The sequence below is a fragment of the Mycetocola sp. Y791 genome (assembly GCF_059445325.1).
The window spans coordinates 717,731-742,679 of the sequence record NZ_JCAIUC010000002.1; the positions used below are offsets into that span (position 1 = coordinate 717,731).

The window sequence follows — 24,949 nt, forward strand, 5'->3', positions numbered from 1 at the left end:
CGGGCTGACGGCCTATCCTGCACCACCTTCAAGCACCACGCATGAAAGGACAGACCATGAAACACAGCACACGTCGCCTCGCGACGGTGGGTGCGTTCGCCGTCTCAGCGGCGCTCGTACTCTCCGCGTGTTCGGCACCAGCAGACACAGGGTCAGACTCCGACGCCGACGGTCCAGGCGAGCTCACCGAGGTGAAGCTGCAGCTGCAGTGGCTGCCGCAGGGCCAGTTCGCCGGGTACTTCGCCGCCCTCGACCAGGGCTACTTCGAGGAGGAGGGCCTCGACGTCGAAATCATCCCGTCCGGCGGCGACATCGTCCCACAGGATGCCCTGGCCAACGGCGATGTCGACTACGCGATCGCCTGGGTGCCCAAGGTGCTCGGCTCGATCGAGGCCGGTGCGAACGTCACGAACGTCGCCCAGATCTTCCAGCGCTCGGGAACGCTCCAGGTCTCGTGGGCTGATTCCGGGATCGAATCGGTCGCCGATTTCGAGGGCAAGAAGATCGGCTCATGGGGATTCGGTAACGAGTGGGAGATCTTCGCGGCCATGGCCGCCGAGGGCCTCGACTCGTCAACCGTCGAGATCATCACCCAGGACTTCAACATGAACTCCTTCCTGCAGGGTGACATCGACGCCGCGCAGGCCATGACCTACAACGAGTACGCGCAGTTGCTCGAGACGCCGAACCCGGACACCGGCGAGCTGTACACCGAGGAGGACTTCAACGTCATCAGTTACCAGGACACCGTCGGTGCGATGCTTCAGGACGCCATCTGGGCAGACACCGAAAAGCTCGAGAGCGATGAGGAGTACCAGGACACCACTGTTTCGTTCCTCAAGGCCGTCATCAAGGGCTGGGTCTATGCGGCCGAGAACCCGGAGGAAGCCTCCGAGATCACTCTCGACGCCGGTTCCGGCTGGGGTCCGAGCCACGAACTGTGGATGGTCAACGAGACCAACAAACTGATCTGGCCTGCTGAGAACGGCATAGGAATCATCGACGAAGCGGCGTTCGACAAGACGGTGCAGGGTGCGCTCTCCGCCGTCAACGAGTCAGGTGCTGCGCTCATCACCGAAGAGCCGCCGGCTGGCGTCTGGACGAACGAGTACATCCAGGAAGCGCTCGATGACCTGGAGGAGGACGGCGTCGATACCACCGGCGACAGCTTTACTCCGATCGAGGTCACCCTCGAGGAGGGCGGCAACTAGAAGCACCACAAGCCGGTCCCGGGCGGGGAGCTCTCGCTTTCCGCCCGGGCCCGGCACACGCACCAACGCAAAGGAGATATCGTGGCACTCACGCTCACATCAGAAAGCAATCAGACAACAGCCGACCTCGATCGCGCCCACGTCTTTCACTCATGGTCGGCCCAGGGAACGTTGAAACCCCTCGTCGTCGCCGGTGGCCTCGGCACCCACGTATGGGACTTCGAGGGCAACCGCTACCTCGACTTTTCGAGCCAGCTGGTCAACGTGAATATCGGCCACCAGCATCCGGCGGTCATCGCTGCGATCAAGGAGCAGGCTGACCAGCTCACGACGGTCGCACCGTCCACGGCGAACCTCACGCGTGGCGAAGCAGCCAGGCGCATCACGGATCTCGCCCCCGAGGGATTCTCGCGGGTCTTCTTCACCAACGGCGGTGCGGATGCCAATGAAAACGCCATTCGGATGGCACGCCTGCACACGGGGCGAGACAAGGTCCTCTCCACCTACCGGTCGTACCACGGCAACACCGGCGCTGCCATCGTCGCGACGGGGGACTGGCGGCGAATGCCCAACGAATTCGCGCGCGGACACGTGCACTTCTTCGGCCCGTACCTTTACCGCTCCGAGTTCTGGGCCTCGACCCCCGAGGAAGAATCGGCGCGGGCCCTTCACCACCTCGAACGGGTCATCCAGGGCGAGGGTGCCCAGACGATCGCCGCGATCCTGCTCGAGTCCATCCCGGGCACGGCCGGTGTGCTCGTTCCGCCGCCCGGCTATCTCGCGGGGGTGCGCGCGCTCTGCGACCGGTACGGCATCGTGCTCATCCTCGACGAGGTGATGGCGGGGTTCGGCCGGGCCGGACGCTGGTTCGCGTTCGAGGGATACGACGTCGTCCCTGACCTCATCACGTTCGCCAAGGGGGTGAACTCGGGTTACGTGCCAGCGGGAGGCGTCATCATCTCCGACGAGATCGCCTCCGATTTCGACGAGACGGTCTTCCCGGGGGGACTGACCTACTCCGGGCATCCGCTCGCCATGGCGTCGATCGTCGGCGCCCTCGATGCGATGGCCGACGAAGGCATCGTCGAGAACGCGGCGACAATCGGACGCGAGGCCATCGGGCCAGCACTCGCGGAACTCGCCGACAAGCACGATGTCATCGGCGAGGTGCGCGGTGAGGGGGTGTTCTGGGCGATTGAGCTGGTTGCGGATGCCGCCACCCGCGAGCCACTTCCTGCCCCGGTCATGGGAAGCATCAAGGCGGCGCTCGTCGGGCGCGGGCTGCTTCCGTTTGTGCAGGACAACCGTATTCACGTGGTACCGCCGTGCACGGTGACGGCGGACGAGGTCGACGAGGCGATGGACAGCTACGACGCCGTGCTCACAGAAGTTTCGAAAGGACAGTCATGACCAGCTTCATCAACCACTTCATCGGCGGAACGCTCGTCGAGGGGGAGTCACAGCGAACCTCACCGGTGTTCGACCCGGCAAAGGGCACGAGCGATAAGGACGTGCGACTCGGCAGCGTCGCCGACGTCGACAGTGCTGTCGCCGCGGCCGCTGCGGCGTACCCCGCCTGGCGGGATGCCTCGCTCGCCAAGCGCCAGTCGGTGATCTTCGCCTTCCGTGAACTGCTCAACTCACGGAAGGACGAGCTCGCCCAGATCCTCACCTCCGAGCACGGAAAGGTCCTCTCCGACGCGGCGGGTGAGATCGCCCGCGGTCTCGAAGTCGTCGACTTCGCGACGGGGATCCCGCACCTGCTCAAGGGGGAGTACTCCGAGAACGTGTCGACGGGGGTGGACGTGTACTCGGTGAAACAGCCGCTCGGTGTTGTCGGCATCATCAGCCCGTTCAACTTCCCGGCGATGGTGCCGCTCTGGTTCTTCCCGATCGCCATCGCGGCCGGAAACACGGTCGTGCTCAAGCCGAGTGAGAAGGATCCGTCGGCAGCGAACTGGCTCGCCGAGCTGTTCACGGAGGCCGGGCTGCCCGACGGCGTCTTCAATGTGGTCCACGGCGACAAGGAGGCCGTCGACGCACTCCTGGAACATCCGGTGGTCAGGTCGATTTCGTTTGTCGGTTCAACGCCGATCGCGAAGTACATCTACGAGACGGCGGCGAAAAACGGCAAGCGGGTGCAGGCGCTCGGAGGAGCGAAGAACCACATGCTCGTGCTCCCGGACGCTGACCTCGACCTCGCCGCCGACGCGGCAGTCAACGCGGGCTTCGGTTCGGCGGGCGAACGGTGCATGGCGATCAGCGTTCTGCTCGTCGTCGACAGCATCGCCAACGACCTCGTCGCGAGGATCAGCGAACGGATGTCGACACTCACGACCGGGGACGGCCGCCGGTCCTGCGACATGGGGCCGCTCATCACGAGGGCGCACCGCGACAAGGTCGCGTCCTACCTCGACGTCGCCGAAGCCGATGGTGCGAGCATCGTCGTCGACGGGCGCACGGTCGAGGTCGACGGCGATGCCGACGGATTCTGGCTCGGCCCGACGCTGATCGACCGGGTGCCGCTCAGCTCCACCGTCTACACGGACGAGATCTTCGGGCCTGTGCTCAGCGTCGTCCGGGTGGAGAGCTACGCGGAGGGCCTCGAGATCATCAACAGCAGCAGGTACGGGAACGGCACGGCCATCTTCACGAACGATGGCGGAGCTGCGCGCCGGTTCCAGCGCGAGGTGACCGTCGGCATGGTCGGAATCAACGTGCCCATTCCTGTCCCCGTTGCCTACCACTCCTTCGGTGGCTGGAAGGAGTCAATGTTCGGTGACTCCAAGGCGTATGGACCCCTCGGCGTTCACTTCTTCACGCAGGAGAAGGCGATCACGAGTCGCTGGCTCGACCCGAGCCACGGCGGCCTCAACCTCGGCTTTCCCGAACACGATTGATCGACCGGCGAGTCGGCTGGCCTCATGGTCAGCCGGCTCGTGGTCGGATCACGTCCAGCGCGGTGTCGTGTATGCGGCAGGGTCCTCGACGGGATTGTGGGCGTTCTGCAGCCGGACGGCCTCGGCGCGCAGCGCTTCAGCGACCGTCCGCACGGCGAACCGCTCAGCCTTTTCCGGTCGCATGAGCGCGACGATATTCCGGGATGCCTCCACTCCCGTGAGCGGGCGCGTCACGATTCCGCGTTCCGATCCGGATGCGGTGAAGCGCGGAACGATGCCGATCCCGATTCCAGCTGCAACGAGCGCTTCGGAGACGCGGTTGTCGGTGACGCGTTGCACCACGTTCAAGTGGGCGCCGGTCGCGGCTTCGATCTGGTGCATGAGTCCGTCGAACGGGTAACCGTGCGGCACCCCGATCCAGGGCTCGTCAACGAGCTGGTCGGGCGTGAGCATGTTGGCACCGGCCAGGCGGTGGCCGACAGGCAGGGCAACATCGAGCGGTTCGGTCAGCAGGTGGAGATTGCGGAGTCCCTTTCCGCTCCAGGCGCGGGTGCCAGGCATCGAATGGGCGAGCACGATGTCGAAATCGACCGTGAGTGCCGGGAAGTTGCCGCTGTCGGGGTCGCGGTCGGTGAGCGTCACTGTCGGACCGTGGGATTCTGCCAGCGTGGAGACCACGCCGGGTAGGAGCATCTGACCCGCTGTCGGGAATGTAGCGACAGAGACAGTGCCCGTTGCGTCGTTGCGGTACTCGTCCCACACCGCGTGTGCGCGTTCGAGGGCGATGGCGACATCGGTGGCGCTGTGTGCGAGCGCCCGTCCGGCATCCGTCAGCGAGATTCCGCGACCGTTGCGTTCGGTGAGCGGCACTCCGGCTTCGCGTTCGAGCACCTTCAGCTGCTGGGATACCGCGGACGGGGTGCGGTGCGTGGCTGCGGCAACGGCGGCGATGCTGCCGCGGTCGGCTAACTCGCGGAGAAGCTCCAGGCGACGAACGTCCATGTAGCTATGCTACCGATTCGCCTAAGAAACATTCGCTTGTTCTGAATAGTTGACGCGGGCACTATTGAGCTGTATCCAACGGCCGTGGCCGTTCACCACAGAAAGGGCCGGATTCGTGTTCGTATTCTTCGCAGGAATTGCAGTCCTGAGTGCCGCCGCAGCTATCGGCAGCCTCGTTGTTGTGAAACGTGACGGCTACCGCCAGGTGCCAACCCGCACCTGGGCACCGTTGCCGTAACGGCAGCACCGCCGAAATCCGCGCCCTCCCAGGCCGATCCCGTAGCGCCAGATGCGGTTGATCACTGGGGGAGGCGCGTTTTTCGGTTCTCAAAGAAATAGAGGAGCACCACACATGCGCGCATGGCAGTTCACCAATACCCACGAACCACTCGTTCTCGCCGAGGTTGCCGAGCCCACAGCGGGGCCGGGCCAGGTCGTCGTCGACGTGAAGGCGGCAGGACTCTGTCACTCCGATGTAGGCCTGATGGAGGACGAAGGCTGGCTCGCCCTGCTCGCGAAGACGCCGATTACCATCGGGCACGAAGTGGCCGGTGTTGTCAGCGAAATTGGCGATGGCGTCACAGACTGGGCAGTTGGCGACCGGGTCGGCATTTGCCCGACCACCGAACTCGGCGCTCCGGGGTATGCCTTCGACGGTGGTTTCGCCGCGAAGACCGTCATCGGCCAGGAAGCGCTCGTTCGTATTCCGGATTCCGTGTCATTCGCATACGGCGCAGCCGGAACTGACGCGGGCATGACCTCCCACCACGCCGTCATTGCGAACGGTCAGGTGACGAAGGGCACGAAGCTCGGGATCATCGGCTTCGGTGGGCTCGGTCAGATCGGTGCTCGTGTTGCCGTTCTCGCCGGTGCCGAGGTCTATGTCGCCGAGGTCAATGAAGACGTCTGGGAGAACGCGCGTGCAGCAGGGGTGACCGATGTTCGGAAGAGCATTCGGGACTTCGCTGACGTTGGGCTTGATGTCATCGTCGATTTCGCTGGTTTTGGCGTCACAACGGCGGATGCCATCGAAACCGTGCGTGCGGGCGGCCGTGTCGTGCAGGTCGGAATGGGTCGCCTCGAGGCCACCATCAACACCCGGGTGCTCATCACCAACAACGTCACGCTTGTCGGTTCGGTTGGTGGCACGAAGGATGACGTGCAGGGAGTGTACGACTACCTCGCCACCGGAGATTTGAACCCGACGGTGACCGAAATCGGCTTCGACGAGATCGCTGACGGCATCGAGCGCCTCGCAAACGGGAAGGTCATCGGCCGGCTCGTCGCCACGTTCTGAGACTGACACCGCGAAGCAACTTTTGCCGACTGCCGCCGTCGTTCCCCGTTCGGGGAGCGACGGCGGCAGTGCCATGTGGCGAGCCTCCCGCGGCTACAGAAGCCTGAATCGCTAAACTTGGCGCGTGACCGACGCACGCGAGCAACTCATCAAGTACATTTCGGCCGAGGCCGTCTTCCACGGGGACTTCACCCTGACGAGCGGCAAGAAGGCGAGCTACTACGTCGACCTTCGAAAGGTGAGCCTTGACCACAGGGTCGCGCCGCTGATCGGCCAGGTCATGATCGACCTGATCGCCGACGTTCCCGACGTCGCCGCTGTCGGTGGAATGACGATGGGTGCTGACCCCGTCGCTGCAGCTGTGCTGCACCAGGGTGCGGCGCGCGGACTGGCCTATGACGCATTCGTCGTTCGCAAGGAGCCCAAGGATCACGGTCGAGGCAAGCAGGTCGAAGGGCCTAACCTCGAGGGCAAGAGAGTGATTGTGCTCGAGGACACCTCGACCACGGGTGGTTCGCCCCTCGCGGCAATCGAAGCGCTCAAGAAAGTCGGTGCTGAGATTGCTGGTGTCGCCGTCGTTGTCGACCGCAACACGGGAGCACGTGAAGTGATCGAAGCGGCGGGTTACCCCTACTTTGCCGCGATCGGGCTCGCTGACCTGGGACTCGAATAGTGGTCGACGACGAGTCGTCATTCCGCCGGCGACGCCGCCGCGGTTCCGATCCTGCCGACGGCTCGGGCGATCACTCGGGCGACCGGTCCCCGGCGAACGAGGAGACCGAGGAACCCGCTGTTGAGCTGACGCCGTGGTGGCGGACCAGCCCGCCCGCTGCTGATGCTGGTGACGCTGGTGACGTTGCTGCTGCCGCCGATGCAGGTGCCGAGGGTCGCAACGCAAGGGACGCCGTCGGCAATGCTGGCGCTGCCGATTCCGGTCGTGCTGATGGCCGTGATACCGATACCCGTGACGCTGGCAGCGGCGATTCCGGTGGCGACGAACCGTCGGACGAGCCGCGGGACGAGCCCGCTCCGCGTCGCCGGAGCTCGTTCCAGCCACTGCCCGAGCCGACTGTCGAGCCCACTGTCGAGCCCACTGTCGACCCTGCCGTCGAGCCGACAGTCGCGCCGACCGTCGAGCCGCCCGTCGAGCCTGTGCGGGCGGATGAACCCGTAACACCAGAACCCGCGCCACAATCCTCGACATCAACATCCGCGACATCAACATCCGCGACACCCGAGGTCACGGCATTGCCCCAGTCGGCGCTTTTCAAGCCGCGACCCGATGTCGAGCGGCCCTGGCTGAGACGGTCGCCCAGGGTACCGGTCGAGCCCGTCGGCGCTGACAGCGGGAACGACGGCTCGAATGACGGCGCCACCTCGGGTGCCAACGCGAGCGACAACGACAACGACACCGAGAACGACAGCGCGAGCGCCAACGACAGCGCACCGTTCAATTGGTCGCTTACTCCCAATGATGAACTCGACCCCGTCGTCCACACGTCCCCGTCGGTACCACCATCATCGTCGCCGCACGTTGAGCCCGCTGTGCCAGGTGAGCCCGCTGTGCCTGTTGTGCCCGCTGTGCCGCGGCGTGCCAGGACGGAACCCGCCGCCGTCGAGCCGGCCGAGACCGGGCCAGCAGAGACCGAGCCAGCAGAGACCGGGCCAGTCGATGCCGAGCCGGTCGATGCCGAGCCGGTCGATGCCGAGCCGGTCGAGGACCCGCACGCCGGGGTCGAACCCAAACGGCCCGACGAGCCCGAACGCGCCAAAGAGCCCTCGCAACCTGATCCCGGTGAACCCCGACCCGCGAAGCGCGCCTCCGCCAGTTACGACACCGACAGCCTCGCGTTCCTGATGGAGCTCGAGGCCGCCGCAGCCGCGACCTCATCAGCTGCGCCGGACGCCGACACCAATCCAGACCGCGCCGACGCCGACGCCGACAAGGCGAACGCCGACGCCGACGCCGCCGACAAGGCGAACGCCGACGCCGACGCCGCCGACAAGGCAAGCGCCGCTTCTGCTTACAACAGTCCTGTTTCGGCGGCGGGACTACCGATGTCCGAGTTCGGCCAGGAAACCTTCGGTGGGCTGGTCCCGCCGTCGGGCGTGAAACCGGCATCGCGCGAGCGGGAACGTCCAGAGCGCGGCTCAGGACGATCGCGGATGTCGGCACTTCCTCCGGTCGTGAAGTGGGTGGCGCTCGGGATTGCCGTCGTCCTGGTGCTCGTCGCCCTGTTCTTCCTCGGTACGAGCTTGCCGAGTCTCTTCGGAAGCGCCGGCTCAACCCCCGCAGCCGCGGCCACGACGACCGCGGCCACGCCGACCGAGACCCCAACCCCCACTCCCACGACCCCGCCCACGGAAACGGTTGCAGCTGTCGGCCCGGTCGCACCCGGCGAGCACAAGTGGAACGGCCTCCTCGGCGGGGAGTGCCTCGAGCCGTACACAACACCGTGGGCCGAGAAGTTCGCGGTCGTGGATTGCGCGACGGCACACACAGCGCAGATGGTGTTCACCGCCCCGGTCACATCCGATCCCGCAGCGGCATACCCCGGTGAAGCCGAGATCGCGTCTGAGATCTCACTCTGGTGCAGTGCGCCCGGCGTCCTCGACTCGGCGGCTGCGGGAGCATACTCCGACCTCCAGGTGCAGGGCACCTACCCGGTCACCGAGGAGCAGTGGGCCGAGGGGGAGCGCAACTACTACTGCTTCATCAGCCGTTCAACCGGCGAGGCGCTCACCGGAACGCTCGCCATCGCACAGCCAGCGACCTAGACGACCAGCCGACCTCGACGACCAGACGACCTAGACGACCTCTGACTCGACCGGATTGTGCTCGAGCAGGTCCACAACGCCGCCGAGGATCTCGGACGGCCTGAACGGGTACCGTGCGATTTCCTTCTCGTCCGAAATCCCGGTCAACACCAGAATCGTGTGAAGTCCGGCCTCGATTCCCGCAACGACGTCGGTGTCCATGCGGTCACCGATCATGCCGGTGTTCTCGGAGTGTGCACCGATCTTGTTGAGGGCCGAACGGAACATCATCGGGTTCGGCTTGCCGACGATGTAGGGCTCCTTGCCCGTTGCCTTCGTGATGAGCGCGGCGATTGCTCCCGTTGCGGGCATGGGGCCGTCCGCACTCGGACCGGTGGCATCCGGGTTCGTCGCGATGAACCTGGCGCCGTTGTTGATCAGCCGGATCGCCTTGGTGATCGCCTCGAAGGAGTAGTTGCGGGTCTCGCCGACAACGACATAGTCGGGAGCGGTCTCGGTCATGATGAACCCCGCCTCGTGCAGGGCCGTCGTGATGCCCGCTTCGCCGATGACGAAGGCTGAGCCTCCCGGCATCTGGTCCTTGAGGAAGGCGGCGGTGGCGAGCGCCGAGGTCCAGATGAACTCCTCGGGCACTTCCAGCCCCGACGAGCGGAGACGCGCGCTCAGGTCCCGAGGGGTGAAGATCGAGTTGTTGGTGAGCACCAGGTACGGTTTGCCCTGGTCGCGCCACTGCTGAAGCAGCTCGGCGGCGCCGGGGAGTGGACGGTTCTCGTGGACGAGCACGCCATCCATATCGGTCAACCAGCATTCAACTTCATCGCGACGGGTCATTCGGCTCCTTCGGTCGTGCTTTCAGTGTAGGGCTGTGACCTGTTGAGGGGGCCGGGATCAGGCGCTTACCCAGATGGCGGATGTCGCGGCACCGTCGAGCGGGATTCGAACGTCGGCGGCGACAAGACCTCCGTCTACGACCGTTACCGGTGTTCCGATGTCGACACCGGCAGCGTCGAGGGTGCGCAGGAGTGCGGGGTCACGATCGCTGATCCGAAGCACGACGCCGGTGTGACCGGTCTCTGCTGCGCCGATCAACACGGCATCCTCGCGTCTCACCACGCCATCGGTGGCCGGGATAGCGTCTCCGTGCGGGTCGCGGTCGGGGTGACCGAGCCTGGCGTCGATGCTCTCGAGCAGACGGTCGCTGATGGCGTGCTCGAGGATTTCGGCCTCGTCGTGCACCTCATCCCAGCCGTAGCCCATCTCGCGGACGAGCCAGGTCTCGACGAGCCTGTGTCGCCGCACGATGCCGACGGCTTCGAGCCTCCCGGAATCGGTGAGCGTGATCGCACCGTAGCGAACGTGGGTGACGAGTCCGGCCGCAGCGAGTTTCTTGACCATTTCGGTGACCGTCGACGGTGCCAGGCCGAGCCGTTCGGCGAGGACCGATGGTGTGATCGGGTCAGCCTGCCACTCGGTGTGCGCGTAGATAGTCTTGAGATAGTTCTCGATCACCGACTTGGACAGCTTCATGGCAACCCACCCTATTCGGCACCGGTGAAGAGCAGGAACAGCAGCAGGGCATTGAGGCTGACGAGAAGCACGGATGCCACGGTGCCAGCGGTCGTCGTAAACCAGCGGTTGGTGAACCCACCGAGGATCGGCCGCTTCGCCGTGATGACCACCAGGGGAATAAGGGCGAACGGAATTCCGAACGACAGCACGACCTGGCTCAGCACGAGGGCGAGGGTGGGGTCGAAGCCTGACCCGAGGAGCAGCAGCGCCGGAATGAGGGAGATGAGCCGCCGGAGGAGGAGCGGAATGCGGACACGCAACAGTCCCTGCATGATCTCGGCGCCCGCGTACGCTCCGACCGACGTGGACGCGAGGCCAGAGGCGAGCAGTCCCAGGGCGAACAGCGTCGCGACGACGGGGCCGATCGAGGTCTCGAGCGCGGCGTGCGCTCCCTCGAGGCTGTCGGTTCCCGGTACGCCTGCGAGGTTGGTGGCCGCGAGCAGGAGGATCGCGAGGTTGACACTGCCGGCGATGAGCATGGCGATGGAGACATCCCAGCGGGTCACGCGGAGCAGTCGCGTCGTGGTCAGGCCGGCCTCGCGCACTGCGAAACGATCACGGGTGAGCGCCGAGTGGGCGTAGATAGCGTGCGGCATGATCGTTGCGCCGAGGATGGATGCGGCGAGCAGGACAGAACCCGCACCGTCGAAACGTGGGACCAACCCCCGGGCCACGCCACCGGCATCCGGTGGGGAGATGAACACGCCAGCGCTGAATCCGACGGCGATGATGACGAGCAGGCTGACGATGATGCCCTCGAACGCACGGGGTCCACGACGGGACTGCACGGCGAGCATGACCATCGAGACGGTGCCAGTGATGATGCCGCCGACCAGCAAGGGGAGGTCGAACAGGAGATAGAGGGCAACCGCGCCACCGATGATCTCGGCGAGGTCGGTCGCCATGGCGACGAGTTCGGCCTGAACCCAGTACGCAATGCGTCCCGGCCGGTTCTTGATGCGTTCCCCGAGCACCTCCGGAAGGCTCTTGCCCGTGACGATGCCGAGCTTGGCGGAGAGGTATTGGATGAGCCAGGCCATCACGTTGCCGACGACGACCACCCACACCAGCAGGTACCCGTACTCGGCTCCGGCCGTCATGTTGCTCGCGACGTTTCCGGGGTCGAGGTAGGCGACACCGGCCACGAGCGCTGGGCCAAGCAACCAGATGAGCCGAGGTCGTGTTGCCGGCTTCGGCGCAGCGGGCAGGGCTGGCTGCACGTCGGCTAGAGGTTTCGGCATACCGAAACCCTAATGCTATTTCGGTGTGCCGAAAAGGGGCGAGCGAAGAACGATTTTCCGCACTTCGTCGAACCACAGCACGCAGGAGGCGAGGGCGGTACAGATGAGCCAGTGGTGCAGGGCGAGCGGTGCTGTTCCGAAGGCGACCTGCAGGAACGGGAGGTTGACGACGGCGATCTGCAGCACGAGGCTGAGCGCGATCGCTCCCCAGAGCCAGGGGTTGGTGAACAGGCCGTGGAACGCTGAGGTCACCTCGGAACGGGCGTTGAGGGCGTTGAACAACTGGGCGAGCACGAGGGTGGTGAACCCCGCCGTGCGGGCGACCTCGAGTGAATCTTCGCCGGGCACGAACCCGCCGGGCAGGAACAGATCGATGGTGAACAGGGTCACGATGGCCATCACGAGTCCAACAGAGAGGATTCCTCCCCACATCCGCCCGTCGATGGCGCGGTCGGAGAGTTTCCGCGGTTTGCGTGCCATGACGTCATCGATTTCGGGATCGACGCCCATCGCGAGCGCTGGGCCTGAATCGGTGAGCAGGTTGATCCAGAGGATCTGTGTGGCGAGGAGGGGGAGGACGATGGCCTCGTTGGAGGCGTCGGACAGGCCGATCGCTCCGGCGAGGAGCACGCCCAGGAACACCGTGAGCACCTCGCCCATGTTGGAGGAGAGCAGGTAGCGCAGGAACTTCCGGATGTTGTCGAAGATCACCCTGCCCTGGCGCACCGCAGCCACGATGGTTGCGAAGTTGTCGTCGGCGAGGATCATCCGCGCCGCTTCCTTGGTTACTTCGGTCCCTGTAATTCCCATGGCGACGCCGATGTCGGCCGACTTGAGCGCGGGGGCGTCGTTCACGCCGTCCCCTGTCATCGCGACGATCTGGCCATCGTCCTGGAGTGCATCGACGAGCCTGAGCTTGTGCTGCGGGGCCACCCGGGCGTACACAGAGACCTCACGGACCGTTTCCCTGAGCTGGTTCTCGTCGAGGGTGTCGAGTTCGGTACCCGTCACAGCGCGCTCACCCGGTGCGATGATCCCCAGATCGGCAGCGATGCGCGCCGCTGTTGACGGGTGGTCTCCCGTGATCATGATGATGCGGATGCCGGCACGGTGGGCCTGGGCGATTGCGCGGCCCGCTTCATCCCTGGGGGGATCGATGATGCCCACGACCCCGGCATAGATGAGTCCATGCTCGATCGATTCGTCGGCGTCGTCGGCAAGTTCATCGTCGTCCGATATCGAGCGGTAGGCAACGCCGAGCGTTCGGAAGGCCTCGGCGGAGAGCGCCTCGACGTCATCCAGTGCCCGCTGCCTGAGGTCATCGGTGAGTTCGACGACCTCAGTGCCGGACTGAATCCGGGTACACCGGTCGAGCAGGACGTCCGGTGCACCCTTGCTGAACAGGACCGGAGAGTCATCTGTCTTTTCGCGGCACACCGCCGACATCATCTTGCGGTCGGACGTGAAGGGAATCTCAGCGGTTCGTTCGTATCTGTCGATCCGGGTGGCTGTGTCATCGAGCTTGGCCGCGGCGACGAGGAATGCCGCTTCGGTGGGGTCGCCCTGAATCTCCCACTGGCCGTTACGTTCGGCCAGCTGGGCGTTGTTGGCGATTGAGCCGGCAGCGAGTACGAGTTCGGTTTCGAACCGCAGGGCGGGGTCGGACAGAGGAGCCCCGTTGTGCAACACAGCGCCCTGCGGGCGGTAGCCGACGCCGGTGACATCGACAGAGCCCGAGGACGTGACAACGCGCTCGATCGTCATCTCATTGCGGGTCAGCGTGCCGGTTTTGTCTGTGCAGATGACGGATGCCGATCCGAGCGCTTCGACGGAACTCAGCTGCTTGACCACCGCGTTGCGTTTCGCCATGCGGCGAACACCGATCGAGAGTACGACGCTGAGGATCGCCGGGAGTCCCTCGGGGACCGCAGCAACGGCGAGGGAGACACCGAGCAGGAGCACGATGACGAGGTCACTGATTGATGACACCCCGTTCACGATGATGATCGTGCCCATCACGATGATCGCGATCGCAATGACGATGATGCCGAGAACCCTGCCGATGCGCGCCACCTCGTTTTGCAGCGGCGTCGGCTCCTCAACGGTGGCATCGAGCATGTCGGCGATCGATCCGACTTCCGTGTTCATGCCGGTGCCGGTGATGACCGCCCTGCCGACCCCCTGGGTGACGGCGGTGCCCTTGAACACCATGTTGATGCGGTCGCCCAGTGGGGCTGGAGCGGTGAGCTGCTGCGGATGTTTCGTCACCGCTTCGCTCTCACCCGTGAGCGATGCCTCAGCGATTCTCAGCCCGCTCGCCGAGAGCAGGCGACCGTCGGCGCCGACGGCGTCTCCCTCACCGAGCACGAGGATGTCCCCGCGAACGAGTTCGGCCGACGGAATCGTCGTGAGCTTGCCGTCCCGAAGCACTGTCGACGTCGCTGCCGTCATGGTGCTGAGCGCAGCCACGGCGTCTTCGGCCCTGGCTTCCTGCGCGAAGCCGAGGATGGCGTTGAGCAGAACGATCGCGAAGATGACGACCGCGTCGATCGGAACGCCGTGGGCTCCTTCGACGAACCAGGCGACGAGTGAAATGGCGACTGCAGCGAGCAGCAGGTAGATCAGCGGGTCCTCGAACTGGGCGAGCAGTTTGCGCCAGAGGGGGACAGGGGGCTTGCCGCGAAGTTCGTTGGGGCCGTCTGCCGCGAGGCGCCGCGCCGCTTCGTCGGAGGTCAGCCCCACCGTCGGGTCGACCCCGAGCTGGCTGGCCAGTTCCACAGAAGGGACAAGCGACGGGTCATGAGGGGTTTTCGGCAGGGACTCCATACCTCAGTCTCTCCCATTCAGGCGGTCCGGCTACCCTGTCTTTGTGCCCGAAACGACGAACACCCCTACCCACGAGCTGTCCACCAACGGAGTAGGTCCGTGGAGCGGTGAGTGGCCGGTCGAGGATTACTACGACGCTGAACTGCTTGCGCACGGCGATACCCGCAACGTCATCGACCGATACCGGTACTGGAAGCTCGACGCGATCGTCGCTGACCTCGACGAGCACAGGCATCCGTTTCACGTCGCCATTGAAAACTGGCAGCACGACATGAATATCGGATCGATCGTTCGTACCGCGAACGCCTTCGCCGCAGACACGGTGCACATCGTCGGTCGCCGACGGTGGAACAAGCGGGGTGCGATGGTGACCGATCGCTACCAGCACGTCGTGCATCACCCGGATGTTGCGGCGCTGGTCGAGTGGGCACGGGGTGAGAACATGCCAGTGATCGGCATCGACAACGTGCCGGGCTCGGTGCTCATCGAGACGTTCGCGCTTCCTGAGCGGTGCGTCATGCTCTTCGGTCAGGAGGGTCCAGGGCTTTCACCCGAGGCGATCGAAGCGTCGGATGCCGTTCTCGAGATCAGCCAGTTCGGGTCGACCAGGTCGATTAACGCGTCGGCGGCCGCGGCTGTCGCGATGCACTCCTGGGTCATGCAGCACGTGAGCTTCGACGCTGTGACCGGCCGCGCGACTTAAGCCTCGACACGGGTGCGGTGCCTGGGGGTAGCGTGAGGCCATGACTCTGATCACCGATGATTTGCCCGCCATTCTCCTCCGCGAAGAACACGAAGGCTGGAAAGCAATCCTGGCCGGACATGGCGGCCAGCACTACGCACGCGAAATGACCCGCGATGCGCTCATGATCGTTGAAGGTGCGGTGTTCGGTCGCGACGATGTGGTCAAAGCCTTTGCCGGTGTCACGCCATGGGACTCCTACGAAATCCACGAACCAGCTCTCATCCGGCTGGAGGAACACAGCGGGATCCTCGCGTATCGTGCCGTCGCGACCCGCGGCGACGAGACGGTTCAGTTGCGCATGACAACGACCTATCTCTACGGCGACGGTGCGTGGCAGGTTGCCGCGCACCAGCAGACGCCGGCCTGAGCCAGCGAAGCACCTTAACCTGTCGCGGTTTCCGGGGCCATCAGTCATAAGTAGCTGGTGTGCTCAGGTCAGTTCTGGATACGCTGAACCGGAGTCACCGACGGCACAGTGCGCTCAGGGGGTCCAACGGCATGATCAGGTTTGACGGAGTATCGAAGCGGTTTCCTGACGGAACCCTCGCGGTCGATGACTTCAGTATTACGATTCCATCGCGCACGACCACGGTCTTCGTGGGGTCATCCGGTTGCGGAAAAACCACGCTGCTCCGCATGATCAATCGGATGGTCGACCCCAGCGCCGGCGCCATTCATATCGACGACGACGACATTTCCACGCTCGAACCCGTCGCCCTTCGTCGGCGGATCGGTTACGTGATGCAAAACTCCGGGCTCCTCCCTCACCGGACGGTCGTCGACAACGTCGCGACAGTTCCGCTGCTCTCCGGTGTGAAGAAGGGCGCAGCGCGTGCGGCCGCGCTTGTGCTCATGGACACGGTCGGTCTCGATCGTGCGATTGCTCACCGCTACCCATCCCAGCTCTCGGGCGGCCAGCAGCAGCGGGTCGGGGTGGCGAGGGGCCTCGCGACCAACCCGAACATCCTGCTGATGGACGAGCCGTTCGGCGCCGTCGACCCGCTCGTGCGCAGCGAGTTGCAGCAGGAATTGCTCCGGATTCAGAGCGACCTCGCGAAGACCATAGTTTTCGTCACGCACGACATCGACGAAGCGTTCCTGCTGGGCGACCAGGTGGTCATTCTCAAGACCGGAGGGCGAATCGCGCAGATGGGGACGCCGGACGAGATCCTCGCCAACCCGGCCGATGAGTTCGTCGACACGTTCATCGGGGCGGAGCGGGGGCGTCGGTCACTGTCGATCCGAACCGTGGACGGAAAGGACGTCGTCTTCGACGGCACAGGCAGGCTCGCCGGCATCCTCAGGAATCCGGAGCGAGAGTCGAGCACCCAGCCATGACGTGGGTGTTCGCGAACTTCGAGCAGATCTGGAGTCTCACGGTCGCCCACGTGCTGCTGAGCATCGCGCCCATCATCTGTGGGTTTCTGCTTGCTGTGCCGATCGGCTGGTTCGCCTACCGGTTCAGAGTGTCGCGAGGCATCGTCCTCACCGTCTGCGGGCTGCTCTATACGATTCCATCGCTCGCGCTCATTGTGGCGATGCCCACTCTTCTCGGGACGAAAATCCTCAATCCGCTCAACCTCATCGTCACGCTGACGATCTACGCGATTGCCCTGATGGTGAGGACAGCGACGGATGCCTTCGAGGCTGTGTCGCGGGACGTCATTTCGTCGTCCACGGCTGTCGGCTTTGGTGCGTGGCGCCGGTTCTGGCAGGTCGAGCTCCCTCTTGCCGGTCCGGTTCTTCTCGCGGGTCTCCGGGTGGTGTCGACGAGTACCGTCAGTCTCGTGACCCTCGGCGCGCTGGTGGGGATGAGCGGACTCGGTTACCTCTTCACCGATGGGTACCAGCGCAATTTTCCGACCGAGATCCTCACCGGAATCGTCGGAACCGTGCTGATTGCCGTCGTCTTCGACGTGCTCCTCGTGCTCCTCGGACGGGTACTCCTGCCGTGGGCCCGTGTCGATGAGGCGGCCCGGCGAGGCGCCGGCGGTGTCACAGTAAAGGCGGCAACGGCATGAACCTGTTTGCCGATGCCATTCGGTGGATCATGGACCCGGCGCACTGGACCGGGGCAAACGGCATCCCGAACCGTGTCGCGGAACATCTCGGCTACACGGCGCTCACCGTGGTCATTGCGGCGCTCATCGCCATATCGCTCGGTCTCTACATCGGTCATACCGGCAGGTTTCGCGGCCTCGTCGTCGGGGTGACCGGTGCGCTTCGCGCCCTGCCGACGCTTGGCCTGCTCGTCTATTTGGCCGTGCTGTTCGGTGGGGGAATCTCGTTCGCGCTCGTGCCGACCATCATTGTTCTCGTCGTGCTCGCTATTCCGCCATTGCTTGCCGGTGCCTATTCAGGAGTGGAGTCCGTCGATGGGCGAACCGTCGATGCGGCGAGGTCGATGGGCATGACGGAGTGGCAGATCCTGTGGAAGGTCGAGGTGCCGCTGGCGCTTCCGCTCATTCTCGGGGGAATACGGTCGGCGGTGTTGCAGGTTGTGGCAACAGCAACGGTTGCCGCCTATATCTCGTTGGGAGGTCTCGGTCGATACATCATTGACGCGCTTCCGCTTCGCAATTACACCGAGGTGCTCGTTGGGGCGTTGCTCGTGACGGTCCTCGCCCTGGTGCTCGACGGCATCCTCGTTGTGTGTCAGCGCCTTACCGTTCCCGCAGGGGTCCGGGCAATCCGAAAATCACCCGAGCAACGAAGCACAACGAAGTCGGCGCGCACGGTGTCAGCTTCGGCGTAAAGCTGCGTCACGACTCTCTCCACTTTTCACCCACAGTTAGGAAGACAGATGTTCACTTCACGACGCGGACGGACCGCGGCAGGAGTTTTTGCCGCCGGTGCCGTCCTGACACTGGCCGCGTGCTCGAGCGGCGATCCGCTTGCGAATGACGATTCGGCAGGCGGCGAGACCGACACCATTGTGATCGGTGCCGCTGGCTTCGCCGAATCCGAGATCATCGCGCAGATTTATGCGCAGGCACTCGAGGCGAACGACATCACCGTCGATTTCAAGGGGCAGATCGGTCAGCGCGATGTCTACATCGAGGCGCTCGAAGACGGCTCGATCGACCTGATTCCCGAGTACAGCGGCAACCTGCTGCAGTTCTTTGACGATTCGTCGGATGCCAGGACGAGCGATGAGGTGTTCGCCGCTCTTCAGGAGGTCGTTCCGGACAACCTCGAGGTGCTCAACCAGGCCGAGGCCCAGGACAAGGACAGTTATAACGTCACGCAGGAGTTCAGCGAGGCGAACGGGGTGACGAGCCTCGCCGACCTGGCGGGGATCGATGTTCCTCTCGTTCTCGGAGGGAACCCCGAGCTGGCGGAGCGCCCGTACGGGCCGACCGGCCTGACCGAGGTGTACGGGGTGGATGCTGCTCGAATCACCTTCGTTCCGATCAGCGACTCCGGTGGGCCTCTGACCTCCCAGGCGCTCGTTGACGGAACGGTGAACATCGCCGACATCTACTCGACGACACCGTCGATCGAGGAGTTCGGGTTTGTCACTCTTGAGGATCCCGAAAACCTGATCCTGCCGCAGAACGTCCTGCCGCTCATCACCGCGGAGAAGGCGAGTGACGAGGTGGTCGAGGTGCTCGATGCCGTATCGGCTGAACTCACCACCGAAGACCTGATTGAGCTCAACGCCATGAACCAGGGCGATGAGAAGCTGTCGCCTGAGGCTCTTGCCCGTGACTGGCTCGAGGAGAAGGACCTCTTCTAAACGCTCTGCTGCGCAGCCCGGTGGCCTCGGTCGCCGGGCTGTGCCGTTTCCGGATTCGGAGCTGTCACGGCGCGGGCTGACGCCGATTGATTGCCAAAAGCGCCCGGTGGTCCGTAGCATGGGGCGCGAGCCGCTTGTTGCTGATGTGACGAGTGTTACTCATGTGACTACCCCCAGTTCGGCGCTGCCTACGATCGAAAGTGCTGTTCTCTGACACCATGGAGCAATGCGCATGCGACTTCGGACCCTCATCGCGACGATCGCCCTCGGGGTAGTCGTCGCCTCCATGGGAGTTTCGGCACCCGCAACCGCGGCGACAAGCTACCCCTCGTGGGAAGACGTTCAGAACGCGCGCGCGAGCGAGTCAGCCAAGGCTGCGGAGATCACGCGCATCGAGGGTCTCATCGCAACGCTTCGGAGCAACGCTGAAACAGCGCAGCTTGCTGCCGTCGCCGCGGCAGACGAGTACCAGGTCGCACTCGCCGTTGCTGAGGAAGCCCTGATCAAGTCGGAAGACCTCAAGCTGCAGCTCGCTGATGCCCAGGCCAAGGCTGCCGATTCGGCAAAGCAGGCCGGTGCCCTGTTCGCCCAGATGGGTCGGACGAGCACATTCGACACGACGGCAAGCCTGCTGCTCGACTCCAGTAAAGCCGATGACACCCTGTACAAGCTCGGTGCGGTTTCGAAGCTGACTGCATTGTCGACGCAGCTGCTCGACTCTGCCGAACAGGATGCAAACCAGGTCACTTCGCTGAGTGCTCAGGGCGAGGTAGCAGCGACAATCCTCGAAGAGGCCAGGGCTGATTCCGAAGAAAAGCTCGAGGCGGCGACCGCTGCGGCTGAAGCGGCTGCGGCCGCTGTTGCCGAGCAGGAAGCCCACGAAGAAACTCTTCTTGGCCAGCTTTCTCTGCTCAAGGGGCAGACGGCATCCGTCGAAGAGGGTTATGCGGCGGGCGTTGCCGAGCGGGCCAGGCTCGCGGCGATCGAAGCTGAAAAACAGCGCAAGGCTGCTGAGGCAGCAGCGGCTGCTGCAGCGGCGGAAGCAGCTAAGAGGCCCAGCACCGGTGGCGGTGGCGGCGGCGGTGGAAGCGCCGGTGGTGGCGGTGGCGGTTCTAACGCCGGTGCGACTGGCACCTACTTCCAGGCCTCATCACAGGGCTGGTGGCGTCCGCTTCCCGGTGCAATCACGTCCTGGTACGGCCCTCGCGCAACGCTCTGCGGCGGTACCGGTTGTTCGCCGAACTTCCACGCAGGCATTGACTTCGGTAACGCCTGTGGCAGTGCCGTCAAGGCCGTCCACGGTGGACGGGTCATCTCTGCCGACAACGCCGGCGGTTTCGGTTACCGCATCATCATCGATCACGGCGGAGTCACGTCCACGTACGGTCACCTCAGTGCGGGGTCGTTCCGGGTCGGTGTTGGGCAGCAGGTGTCCGGCGGACAGGTGATCGCGAGCGTCGGCAAGACCGGTGTCGCAACCGGCTGCCACCTCGACCTCAAGATCAATGGCGGCTCCACAAACCCGGCTCCGTTCCTCCGCGGCAAGGGTGTCTCGATCTAGAGACGTGGCCCTCGGAACGAGGCGCGGTAGGCTAGCTCTGTGACCGGAGACAATCTGCTCGGAATGCCAGAGACCCGACTCCCGTTTGAACCGGAGGTCGTGGACGCCCTCGATCGTGCCACGACGACGGATGACATCGCTGCGGTTGCGGCGAAATACCCGAAGTCGTCGCTGGCATGGGCTCGACTGGCGGAGGCGACGTTCGATCGAGCGGACCCGATCACCGCCTACGCGTACGCGCGGGTCGGCTACCACCGGGGGCTCGATGCGCTTCGCAAGGCAGGCTGGCGTGGCCAGGGTCCCATTCCGTGGAACCACACGCCGAACCAGGGTGTTTTGCGCTCGCTGTATGCACTCCGCCAGGCGGCGGATGCCATCGGTGAAACCGACGAGGTCACTCGGCTGACCGACTTCCTCCGTGACGCAGACGAGACGGCTGTGGCGCGAATCGAGAGCGAAGGCCAGCCGTCCGAGCCGCAGCCGCCCACAGAGGCGTTTTTCATTCGCGGTCAGGACTAGTCACAGTTGCGCCAGTCAGGCGCGAAGCGTTCTACACGCACCAAGTTTTTCCGCAGCAAGAAGCATCAGGTCAAAAGGGAGCATCCGTAATGCCAGCAATCGTGATCGTCGGCGCCCAGTGGGGCGACGAAGGCAAGGGTAAAGCTACCGACCTTTTGGGTAGCCGAATCGACTATGTCGTGAAGTTCAACGGCGGTAACAATGCCGGTCACACAGTCGTTGTCGGTAACGAAAAGTATGCTCTGCACCTGTTGCCGTCCGGCATCCTGACCGAAGGTGTCACGCCGGTGATCTCGAACGGTGTTGTCATCGACCTCGAGGTGCTGTTCTCCGAGCTCGAGGCGCTCAACGCCCGCGGTGTTGATGTGTCCAAGCTCAAGGTCAGCGCCAATGCGCACGTCATTACGCACTACCACCGGACGCTCGACAAGGTGACCGAGCGGTTCCTGGGCAAGCGCCAGATCGGGACGACCGGGCGTGGAATCGGGCCGGCATACGCAGACAAGATCAACCGTGTCGGCATCCGGATTCAGGATCTCTTTGACGAGAACATCCTGAGGCAAAAGGTCGAGGGTGCCCTCGACGTCAAGAACCACATGCTGCTGAAGATCTACAACCGCCGGGCGATTTCGCCGGACGAGATCGTGGATGACCTGCTCTCCTACGCTGAGCGGTTGCGGCCGATGGTGGCCGACACCGCACTCGAGCTTCACCAGGCGCTTGAGCGTGGTGAGATCGTGCTGTTCGAGGGTGGGCAGGCGACGATGCTGGATGTCGATCACGGCACCTATCCCTTCGTCACCTCCTCAAATGCGACATCGGGTGGAGCGGCGACCGGTTCGGGTGTTGCACCGAACAAGATCGATCGGGTCATTGCGATCGTCAAGGCGTACACGACCCGTGTGGGAGCAGGACCATTCCCGACCGAGCTGTTCGATGCGTCGGGGGAGTACCTGCGGTCGAAGGGCTTCGAGTTCGGAACCACCACGGGGCGTCCGCGTCGGGTCGGCTGGTATGACGCACCGATCGCCCGTTATGCGGCGCGGATCAATGGTGTGACCGATTTCGTACTGACCAAGCTCGACATCCTCGATGAGCTCGAGACGATTCCCGTGTGTGTTGCCTATGACGTCGACGGGGTGCGGCACGAGGAAGTTCCCGTTTCGCAGTCGGACTTCCACCACGCGAAGCCCATCTACGAGGAATTCCCCGGCTGGAAGCAGGACATCAGCGGGTGCCGGACCTTCGAAGAGTTGCCGAAGAACGCGCAGGACTATGTGCTCGCGCTCGAGGCGATGAGCGGTTCGCGGATTTCTGCGATCGGTGTTGGCCCTGGTCGCGATGCGATCGTGGTGCGTCACGACCTGATCGACTAAATCGATGGGCGAACCTGTGACGGATGCGACGATGCATCCGTCTGTTGATGCGGATGCTTCTTCTGCCGATGGAGCTGTCAGCCCTTCTGCTGACGGTCCCGCCGATGGATCTGTCAGCGACGGTTCTTCCGCGGAGCCGAGGGGTTCTTTGCTGAGCCGGCTTCCGGGCATCCTGCTTCGTGTTGTCAGCTGGGTTGTGCTCATCGGCTGTGGGTTGCTGATCATCGGCTTTGTGCTTGTGCCTCGGCTTACCGGGTCTACGCCGTACACGGTGTTGACCGGGTCGATGCGTCCGTCGATGCCACCGGGAACAACGGTTGTGGTGAAGCCGATCGATTTTGCTGCGATTTCCGTTGGCGATGTCATCACCTACCAGATTTCATCCGGTGAGCCGGAGGTCGTGACGCACCGGGTGATCGGTGTGAATGTGACTCCCGAGGGAGTCCGGCTTGAAACGCAGGGTGACGCGAATCCGGTTCCTGACCAGGAGCTCGTTCGTGAGGAACAGGTTCGTGGCAAGGTTTGGTACTGGCTTCCGGTCATCGGATACGTCACTAACGGAGTCACGAGCGACACCCGTACCTGGCTCGCTCAAGGGCTGGGCGTTGCGCTGATTGGCTACGCGGTGGTGACGCTTGTGGTCACGGTGGTTCGTCGGAAGAAGAGCGCTCCGGGTGAAGACAAAGCTGCCGCGACCGAAGCCACGCCTGTGGCTCGGGTTGACTCACCAGCGGCGGACGACTCATTCGCTGACGATGTACGCGCGACGGACGTTGCAGCCGCGACGACCGGTTCGGCCGCGACGACCGGTTCAGCCGCGACGGACGTTTCATCCGCTGACGAACTATCCGCGGCCGATGCACGCGCGATGAATGATTCAGCCGCGACAAGCGCTTCAGTCTCGACTGATGATATAGCCACGACGGACGCTTCAGCCGCAATGGGCGCTTCAACCGTCGAGAAGCTGGCCTCCATCGCTATCGCCGAGCGCCCCACCTCGTCTGAGCTCCCCGAGTCCGCCAAGCCCGGCGAGCCTGTCAAGCCGTCCGAGTTCCCCGAGCCCACCGAACTCCTCGAGCCGTCCGAGCCGTCCGAGCCGTCCGCGCCCGCCAAGCCCGCCAAGCCCGCCGAGCCCGCCGAGCCCGCCGAGCCCGCCGAGCCCGCCAGGGTGCCCGCGTCCGAGCGGGCGACCGACACCCTCAGCGAGCTTCCCACCCGTCGGAGCCTCAGGCGCGAGCGTGGCGAGCGTGGCGAGCGTGGCGATAGGGCAGACGGCATCGGCGGTCAGTCGCGCTAGCTCTTCCTCGGCATCGGCGACGCGAGATCGGGGATTGTCGCGCCGCCGTCACTCAGGATGCGGTCAGGTGTCAGGTGTCAGGTGTCAGGTGTCAGGTGTCAGGTGTCACCACCGGTGCGCGACGTCGACGACGAGACGGCTTCCACCTCCCGGGCCGTCCAGGATGAACGTGCGGAATGGCAATCGTGCACGAATCCCGAGCCCGAAGGTGCTTTGCCCTTCGAAGCTACCGGCGAACGCGACCTGGCGGAATGTCTCGTACCCGGTGACGCTGAGCGCCTCAGTGTCGTTTGCGGGGTTGTATGTCACGGCCATGTTGTTGTTGATGTCGTAGGCGGGCGCGAGGGCGATGACCTGAAGATCAGCGGCTCCACGGAGGGGAACGGGTGTACCCGACCCATCCTGGACGACCTGCGGTACGTAGCGGACATCGAACCCGAGGATGTCTCCTCGGACGTCGACGACGAACCGGTCAAAGCACGGATGCTCACCCGACCGAGCGTTTGTGATCGGTGCATCGGGTGCTGAGAGACTTTGGCTGTCGGGGAGTGACCCCCAGGTAATGCCGCAGTACGGAGCTGCCGTCGCGGCGATGCTGCCTGCGCTGAGAAAAACGGCACCCATCAGTGCGCTGATGATGAGTGCAACGGAACGCTTCATTGCGATCCATCCCTTCATGAGAACTGTTGAAACGGATGCTACGCCGGTCGCCGTGTTCGCGTGCCCGTCATAGATCACGGTTTGGGCGTCAGTCACGCCAGCCCCCGCACGGTCGTCCCCTCAGCGTGTGCGGTCGGTGTGCGCGACACTTAGGTGTGCCCGACCCTCAGGTGTGCGTGACCCGTGTGCCCGACCCTTAGGTGTGCGTGACCCGTGTGCCCGAACCTT

Annotated in this window: 22 protein-coding genes; 16 read left to right on the forward strand and 6 right to left on the reverse strand. The window is 64.3% G+C overall.

Annotated elements, in window-relative coordinates:
* Positions 1-56: 56 nt before the first annotated feature.
* The 3 genes from AC1C2N_RS08290 (at position 57) to AC1C2N_RS08300 (ending at position 4,111) form a co-directional block, all read left to right on the forward strand.
* A complete protein-coding gene (locus AC1C2N_RS08290) occupies positions 57-1,211 on the forward strand; it encodes an ABC transporter substrate-binding protein (protein WP_495433601.1) in 1,155 nt (384 codons plus the stop codon).
* An 81-nt stretch (positions 1,212-1,292) separates the two neighbouring features.
* On the forward strand, positions 1,293-2,621 hold the full coding sequence (locus AC1C2N_RS08295) for an aspartate aminotransferase family protein (protein ID WP_495433602.1): 1,329 nt from the start codon (positions 1,293-1,295) through the stop codon (positions 2,619-2,621).
* On the forward strand, positions 2,618-4,111 hold the full coding sequence (locus tag AC1C2N_RS08300) for a CoA-acylating methylmalonate-semialdehyde dehydrogenase (protein ID WP_495433603.1): 1,494 nt from the start codon (positions 2,618-2,620) through the stop codon (positions 4,109-4,111). The genes AC1C2N_RS08295 and AC1C2N_RS08300 overlap by 4 nt, the downstream gene beginning before the upstream one ends.
* A 48-nt stretch (positions 4,112-4,159) precedes the next feature.
* Here AC1C2N_RS08300 and AC1C2N_RS08305 read toward each other — a convergent pair whose 3' ends face one another.
* Complete coding sequence (locus tag AC1C2N_RS08305) at positions 4,160-5,113, reverse strand: LysR family transcriptional regulator (protein ID WP_495433604.1); 954 nt, start codon at positions 5,111-5,113, stop codon at positions 4,160-4,162.
* A 352-nt stretch (positions 5,114-5,465) separates the two neighbouring features.
* On the opposite strand from AC1C2N_RS08305, the gene AC1C2N_RS08310 reads away from it, so the two are divergent.
* The 3 genes from AC1C2N_RS08310 to AC1C2N_RS08320 all read left to right on the forward strand — a co-directional run bounded on the left by AC1C2N_RS08310 (position 5,466) and on the right by AC1C2N_RS08320 (position 9,188).
* A complete protein-coding gene (locus AC1C2N_RS08310; RefSeq protein WP_483406051.1) occupies positions 5,466-6,410 on the forward strand; it encodes a zinc-binding dehydrogenase in 945 nt (314 codons plus the stop codon).
* 124 nt (positions 6,411-6,534) lie between these two features.
* Positions 6,535-7,083, forward strand: coding sequence for an orotate phosphoribosyltransferase (gene pyrE / locus AC1C2N_RS08315; RefSeq protein ID WP_495433605.1), 549 nt, complete (start codon positions 6,535-6,537; stop codon positions 7,081-7,083).
* Positions 7,083-9,188 carry a hypothetical protein gene (locus AC1C2N_RS08320; RefSeq protein ID WP_495433606.1) on the forward strand — a complete coding sequence of 702 codons (2,106 nt, stop codon included), beginning with the start codon at positions 7,083-7,085 and terminating at the stop codon, positions 9,186-9,188. Before pyrE ends, AC1C2N_RS08320 begins: the two co-directional genes overlap by 1 nt.
* A 30-nt stretch (positions 9,189-9,218) precedes the next feature.
* Here the strand turns inward: AC1C2N_RS08320 and AC1C2N_RS08325 are convergent, their stop codons facing one another.
* Genes AC1C2N_RS08325 through AC1C2N_RS08340 form a run of 4 tightly spaced genes read right to left on the reverse strand, consistent with a single transcriptional unit; the run spans position 9,219 to position 14,824 of the window.
* Positions 9,219-10,019 (reverse strand): HAD-IIA family hydrolase, encoded by an 801-nt coding sequence (locus AC1C2N_RS08325; protein ID WP_495433607.1) that lies wholly within the window; start codon positions 10,017-10,019, stop codon positions 9,219-9,221.
* A gap of 57 nt (positions 10,020-10,076) precedes the next feature.
* The gene (locus tag AC1C2N_RS08330) at positions 10,077-10,715 is read right to left on the reverse strand and encodes a metal-dependent transcriptional regulator (protein WP_495433608.1); all 639 of its coding nucleotides are present in this window, start codon (positions 10,713-10,715) and stop codon (positions 10,077-10,079) included.
* 11 nt (positions 10,716-10,726) lie between these two features.
* Positions 10,727-11,998 (reverse strand): Nramp family divalent metal transporter, encoded by a 1,272-nt coding sequence (locus AC1C2N_RS08335; RefSeq protein WP_495433609.1) that lies wholly within the window; start codon positions 11,996-11,998, stop codon positions 10,727-10,729.
* A gap of 15 nt (positions 11,999-12,013) precedes the next feature.
* Positions 12,014-14,824: a cation-translocating P-type ATPase gene (locus tag AC1C2N_RS08340; RefSeq protein ID WP_495433610.1), complete on the reverse strand. Its 2,811-nt coding sequence runs from the start codon at positions 14,822-14,824 to the stop codon at positions 12,014-12,016.
* Between the two features lie 43 nt (positions 14,825-14,867).
* Here AC1C2N_RS08340 and AC1C2N_RS08345 point away from each other — a divergent pair, with 43 nt between their 5' ends.
* The 10 genes from AC1C2N_RS08345 (at position 14,868) to AC1C2N_RS08390 (ending at position 24,061) form a co-directional block, all read left to right on the forward strand.
* The gene (locus AC1C2N_RS08345) at positions 14,868-15,527 is read left to right on the forward strand and encodes a TrmH family RNA methyltransferase (protein ID WP_483406045.1); all 660 of its coding nucleotides are present in this window, start codon (positions 14,868-14,870) and stop codon (positions 15,525-15,527) included.
* Positions 15,528-15,567: 40 nt separating this feature from the next.
* The gene (locus AC1C2N_RS08350; RefSeq protein WP_483406044.1) at positions 15,568-15,936 is read left to right on the forward strand and encodes a DUF4440 domain-containing protein; all 369 of its coding nucleotides are present in this window, start codon (positions 15,568-15,570) and stop codon (positions 15,934-15,936) included.
* 131 nt (positions 15,937-16,067) lie between these two features.
* Positions 16,068-16,907, forward strand: a complete 840-nt coding sequence (locus AC1C2N_RS08355; protein WP_495433611.1) for an ABC transporter ATP-binding protein — start codon at positions 16,068-16,070, stop codon at positions 16,905-16,907.
* Complete coding sequence (locus AC1C2N_RS08360; RefSeq protein WP_483406042.1) at positions 16,904-17,590, forward strand: ABC transporter permease; 687 nt, start codon at positions 16,904-16,906, stop codon at positions 17,588-17,590. The genes AC1C2N_RS08355 and AC1C2N_RS08360 overlap by 4 nt, the downstream gene beginning before the upstream one ends.
* Positions 17,587-18,324 (forward strand): ABC transporter permease, encoded by a 738-nt coding sequence (locus AC1C2N_RS08365; RefSeq protein ID WP_483406041.1) that lies wholly within the window; start codon positions 17,587-17,589, stop codon positions 18,322-18,324. Before AC1C2N_RS08360 ends, AC1C2N_RS08365 begins: the two co-directional genes overlap by 4 nt.
* 48 nt (positions 18,325-18,372) lie before the next feature.
* Positions 18,373-19,308 carry an ABC transporter substrate-binding protein gene (locus AC1C2N_RS08370; RefSeq protein WP_495433612.1) on the forward strand — a complete coding sequence of 312 codons (936 nt, stop codon included), beginning with the start codon at positions 18,373-18,375 and terminating at the stop codon, positions 19,306-19,308.
* 232 nt (positions 19,309-19,540) lie between these two features.
* Positions 19,541-20,869, forward strand: a complete 1,329-nt coding sequence (locus AC1C2N_RS08375) for a peptidoglycan DD-metalloendopeptidase family protein (protein WP_495433613.1) — start codon at positions 19,541-19,543, stop codon at positions 20,867-20,869.
* Positions 20,870-20,908: 39 nt separating this feature from the next.
* Positions 20,909-21,388 carry a DUF3151 domain-containing protein gene (locus AC1C2N_RS08380; protein ID WP_495433614.1) on the forward strand — a complete coding sequence of 160 codons (480 nt, stop codon included), beginning with the start codon at positions 20,909-20,911 and terminating at the stop codon, positions 21,386-21,388.
* Positions 21,389-21,477: 89 nt separating this feature from the next.
* A complete protein-coding gene (locus AC1C2N_RS08385; protein ID WP_483406037.1) occupies positions 21,478-22,764 on the forward strand; it encodes an adenylosuccinate synthase in 1,287 nt (428 codons plus the stop codon).
* A gap of 4 nt (positions 22,765-22,768) precedes the next feature.
* A complete protein-coding gene (locus tag AC1C2N_RS08390) occupies positions 22,769-24,061 on the forward strand; it encodes a signal peptidase I (RefSeq protein ID WP_495433616.1) in 1,293 nt (430 codons plus the stop codon).
* A 105-nt stretch (positions 24,062-24,166) separates the two neighbouring features.
* On the opposite strand, the gene AC1C2N_RS08395 is transcribed toward AC1C2N_RS08390, so the two are convergent.
* A complete protein-coding gene (locus AC1C2N_RS08395; protein WP_495433743.1) occupies positions 24,167-24,721 on the reverse strand; it encodes an AMIN-like domain-containing (lipo)protein in 555 nt (184 codons plus the stop codon).
* Between the last annotated feature and the right edge of the window lie 228 nt (positions 24,722-24,949).

Bases quoted from the DNA above. Each gene is read 5' to 3' on its own strand.
- AC1C2N_RS08290 (WP_495433601.1), top strand. From the start codon at position 57: ATGAAACACAGCACACGTCGCCTCGCGACGGTGGGTGCGTTCGCCGTC.
- AC1C2N_RS08300 (WP_495433603.1), top strand. From the start codon at position 2,618: ATGACCAGCTTCATCAACCACTTCATCGGCGGAACGCTCGTCGAGGGG.
- AC1C2N_RS08305 (WP_495433604.1), bottom strand. From the start codon at position 5,113: ATGGACGTTCGTCGCCTGGAGCTTCTCCGCGAGTTAGCCGACCGCGGC.
- AC1C2N_RS08310 (WP_483406051.1), top strand. From the start codon at position 5,466: ATGCGCGCATGGCAGTTCACCAATACCCACGAACCACTCGTTCTCGCC.
- AC1C2N_RS08325 (WP_495433607.1), bottom strand. From the start codon at position 10,019: ATGACCCGTCGCGATGAAGTTGAATGCTGGTTGACCGATATGGATGGC.
- AC1C2N_RS08330 (WP_495433608.1), bottom strand. From the start codon at position 10,715: ATGAAGCTGTCCAAGTCGGTGATCGAGAACTATCTCAAGACTATCTAC.
- AC1C2N_RS08335 (WP_495433609.1), bottom strand. From the start codon at position 11,998: ATGCCGAAACCTCTAGCCGACGTGCAGCCAGCCCTGCCCGCTGCGCCG.
- AC1C2N_RS08340 (WP_495433610.1), bottom strand. From the start codon at position 14,824: ATGGAGTCCCTGCCGAAAACCCCTCATGACCCGTCGCTTGTCCCTTCT.
- AC1C2N_RS08350 (WP_483406044.1), top strand. From the start codon at position 15,568: ATGACTCTGATCACCGATGATTTGCCCGCCATTCTCCTCCGCGAAGAA.
- AC1C2N_RS08355 (WP_495433611.1), top strand. From the start codon at position 16,068: ATGATCAGGTTTGACGGAGTATCGAAGCGGTTTCCTGACGGAACCCTC.
- AC1C2N_RS08360 (WP_483406042.1), top strand. From the start codon at position 16,904: ATGACGTGGGTGTTCGCGAACTTCGAGCAGATCTGGAGTCTCACGGTC.
- AC1C2N_RS08365 (WP_483406041.1), top strand. From the start codon at position 17,587: ATGAACCTGTTTGCCGATGCCATTCGGTGGATCATGGACCCGGCGCAC.
- AC1C2N_RS08370 (WP_495433612.1), top strand. From the start codon at position 18,373: ATGTTCACTTCACGACGCGGACGGACCGCGGCAGGAGTTTTTGCCGCC.
- AC1C2N_RS08375 (WP_495433613.1), top strand. From the start codon at position 19,541: ATGCGACTTCGGACCCTCATCGCGACGATCGCCCTCGGGGTAGTCGTC.
- AC1C2N_RS08385 (WP_483406037.1), top strand. From the start codon at position 21,478: ATGCCAGCAATCGTGATCGTCGGCGCCCAGTGGGGCGACGAAGGCAAG.
- AC1C2N_RS08390 (WP_495433616.1), top strand. From the start codon at position 22,769: ATGGGCGAACCTGTGACGGATGCGACGATGCATCCGTCTGTTGATGCG.
- AC1C2N_RS08395 (WP_495433743.1), bottom strand. From the start codon at position 24,721: ATGAAGCGTTCCGTTGCACTCATCATCAGCGCACTGATGGGTGCCGTT.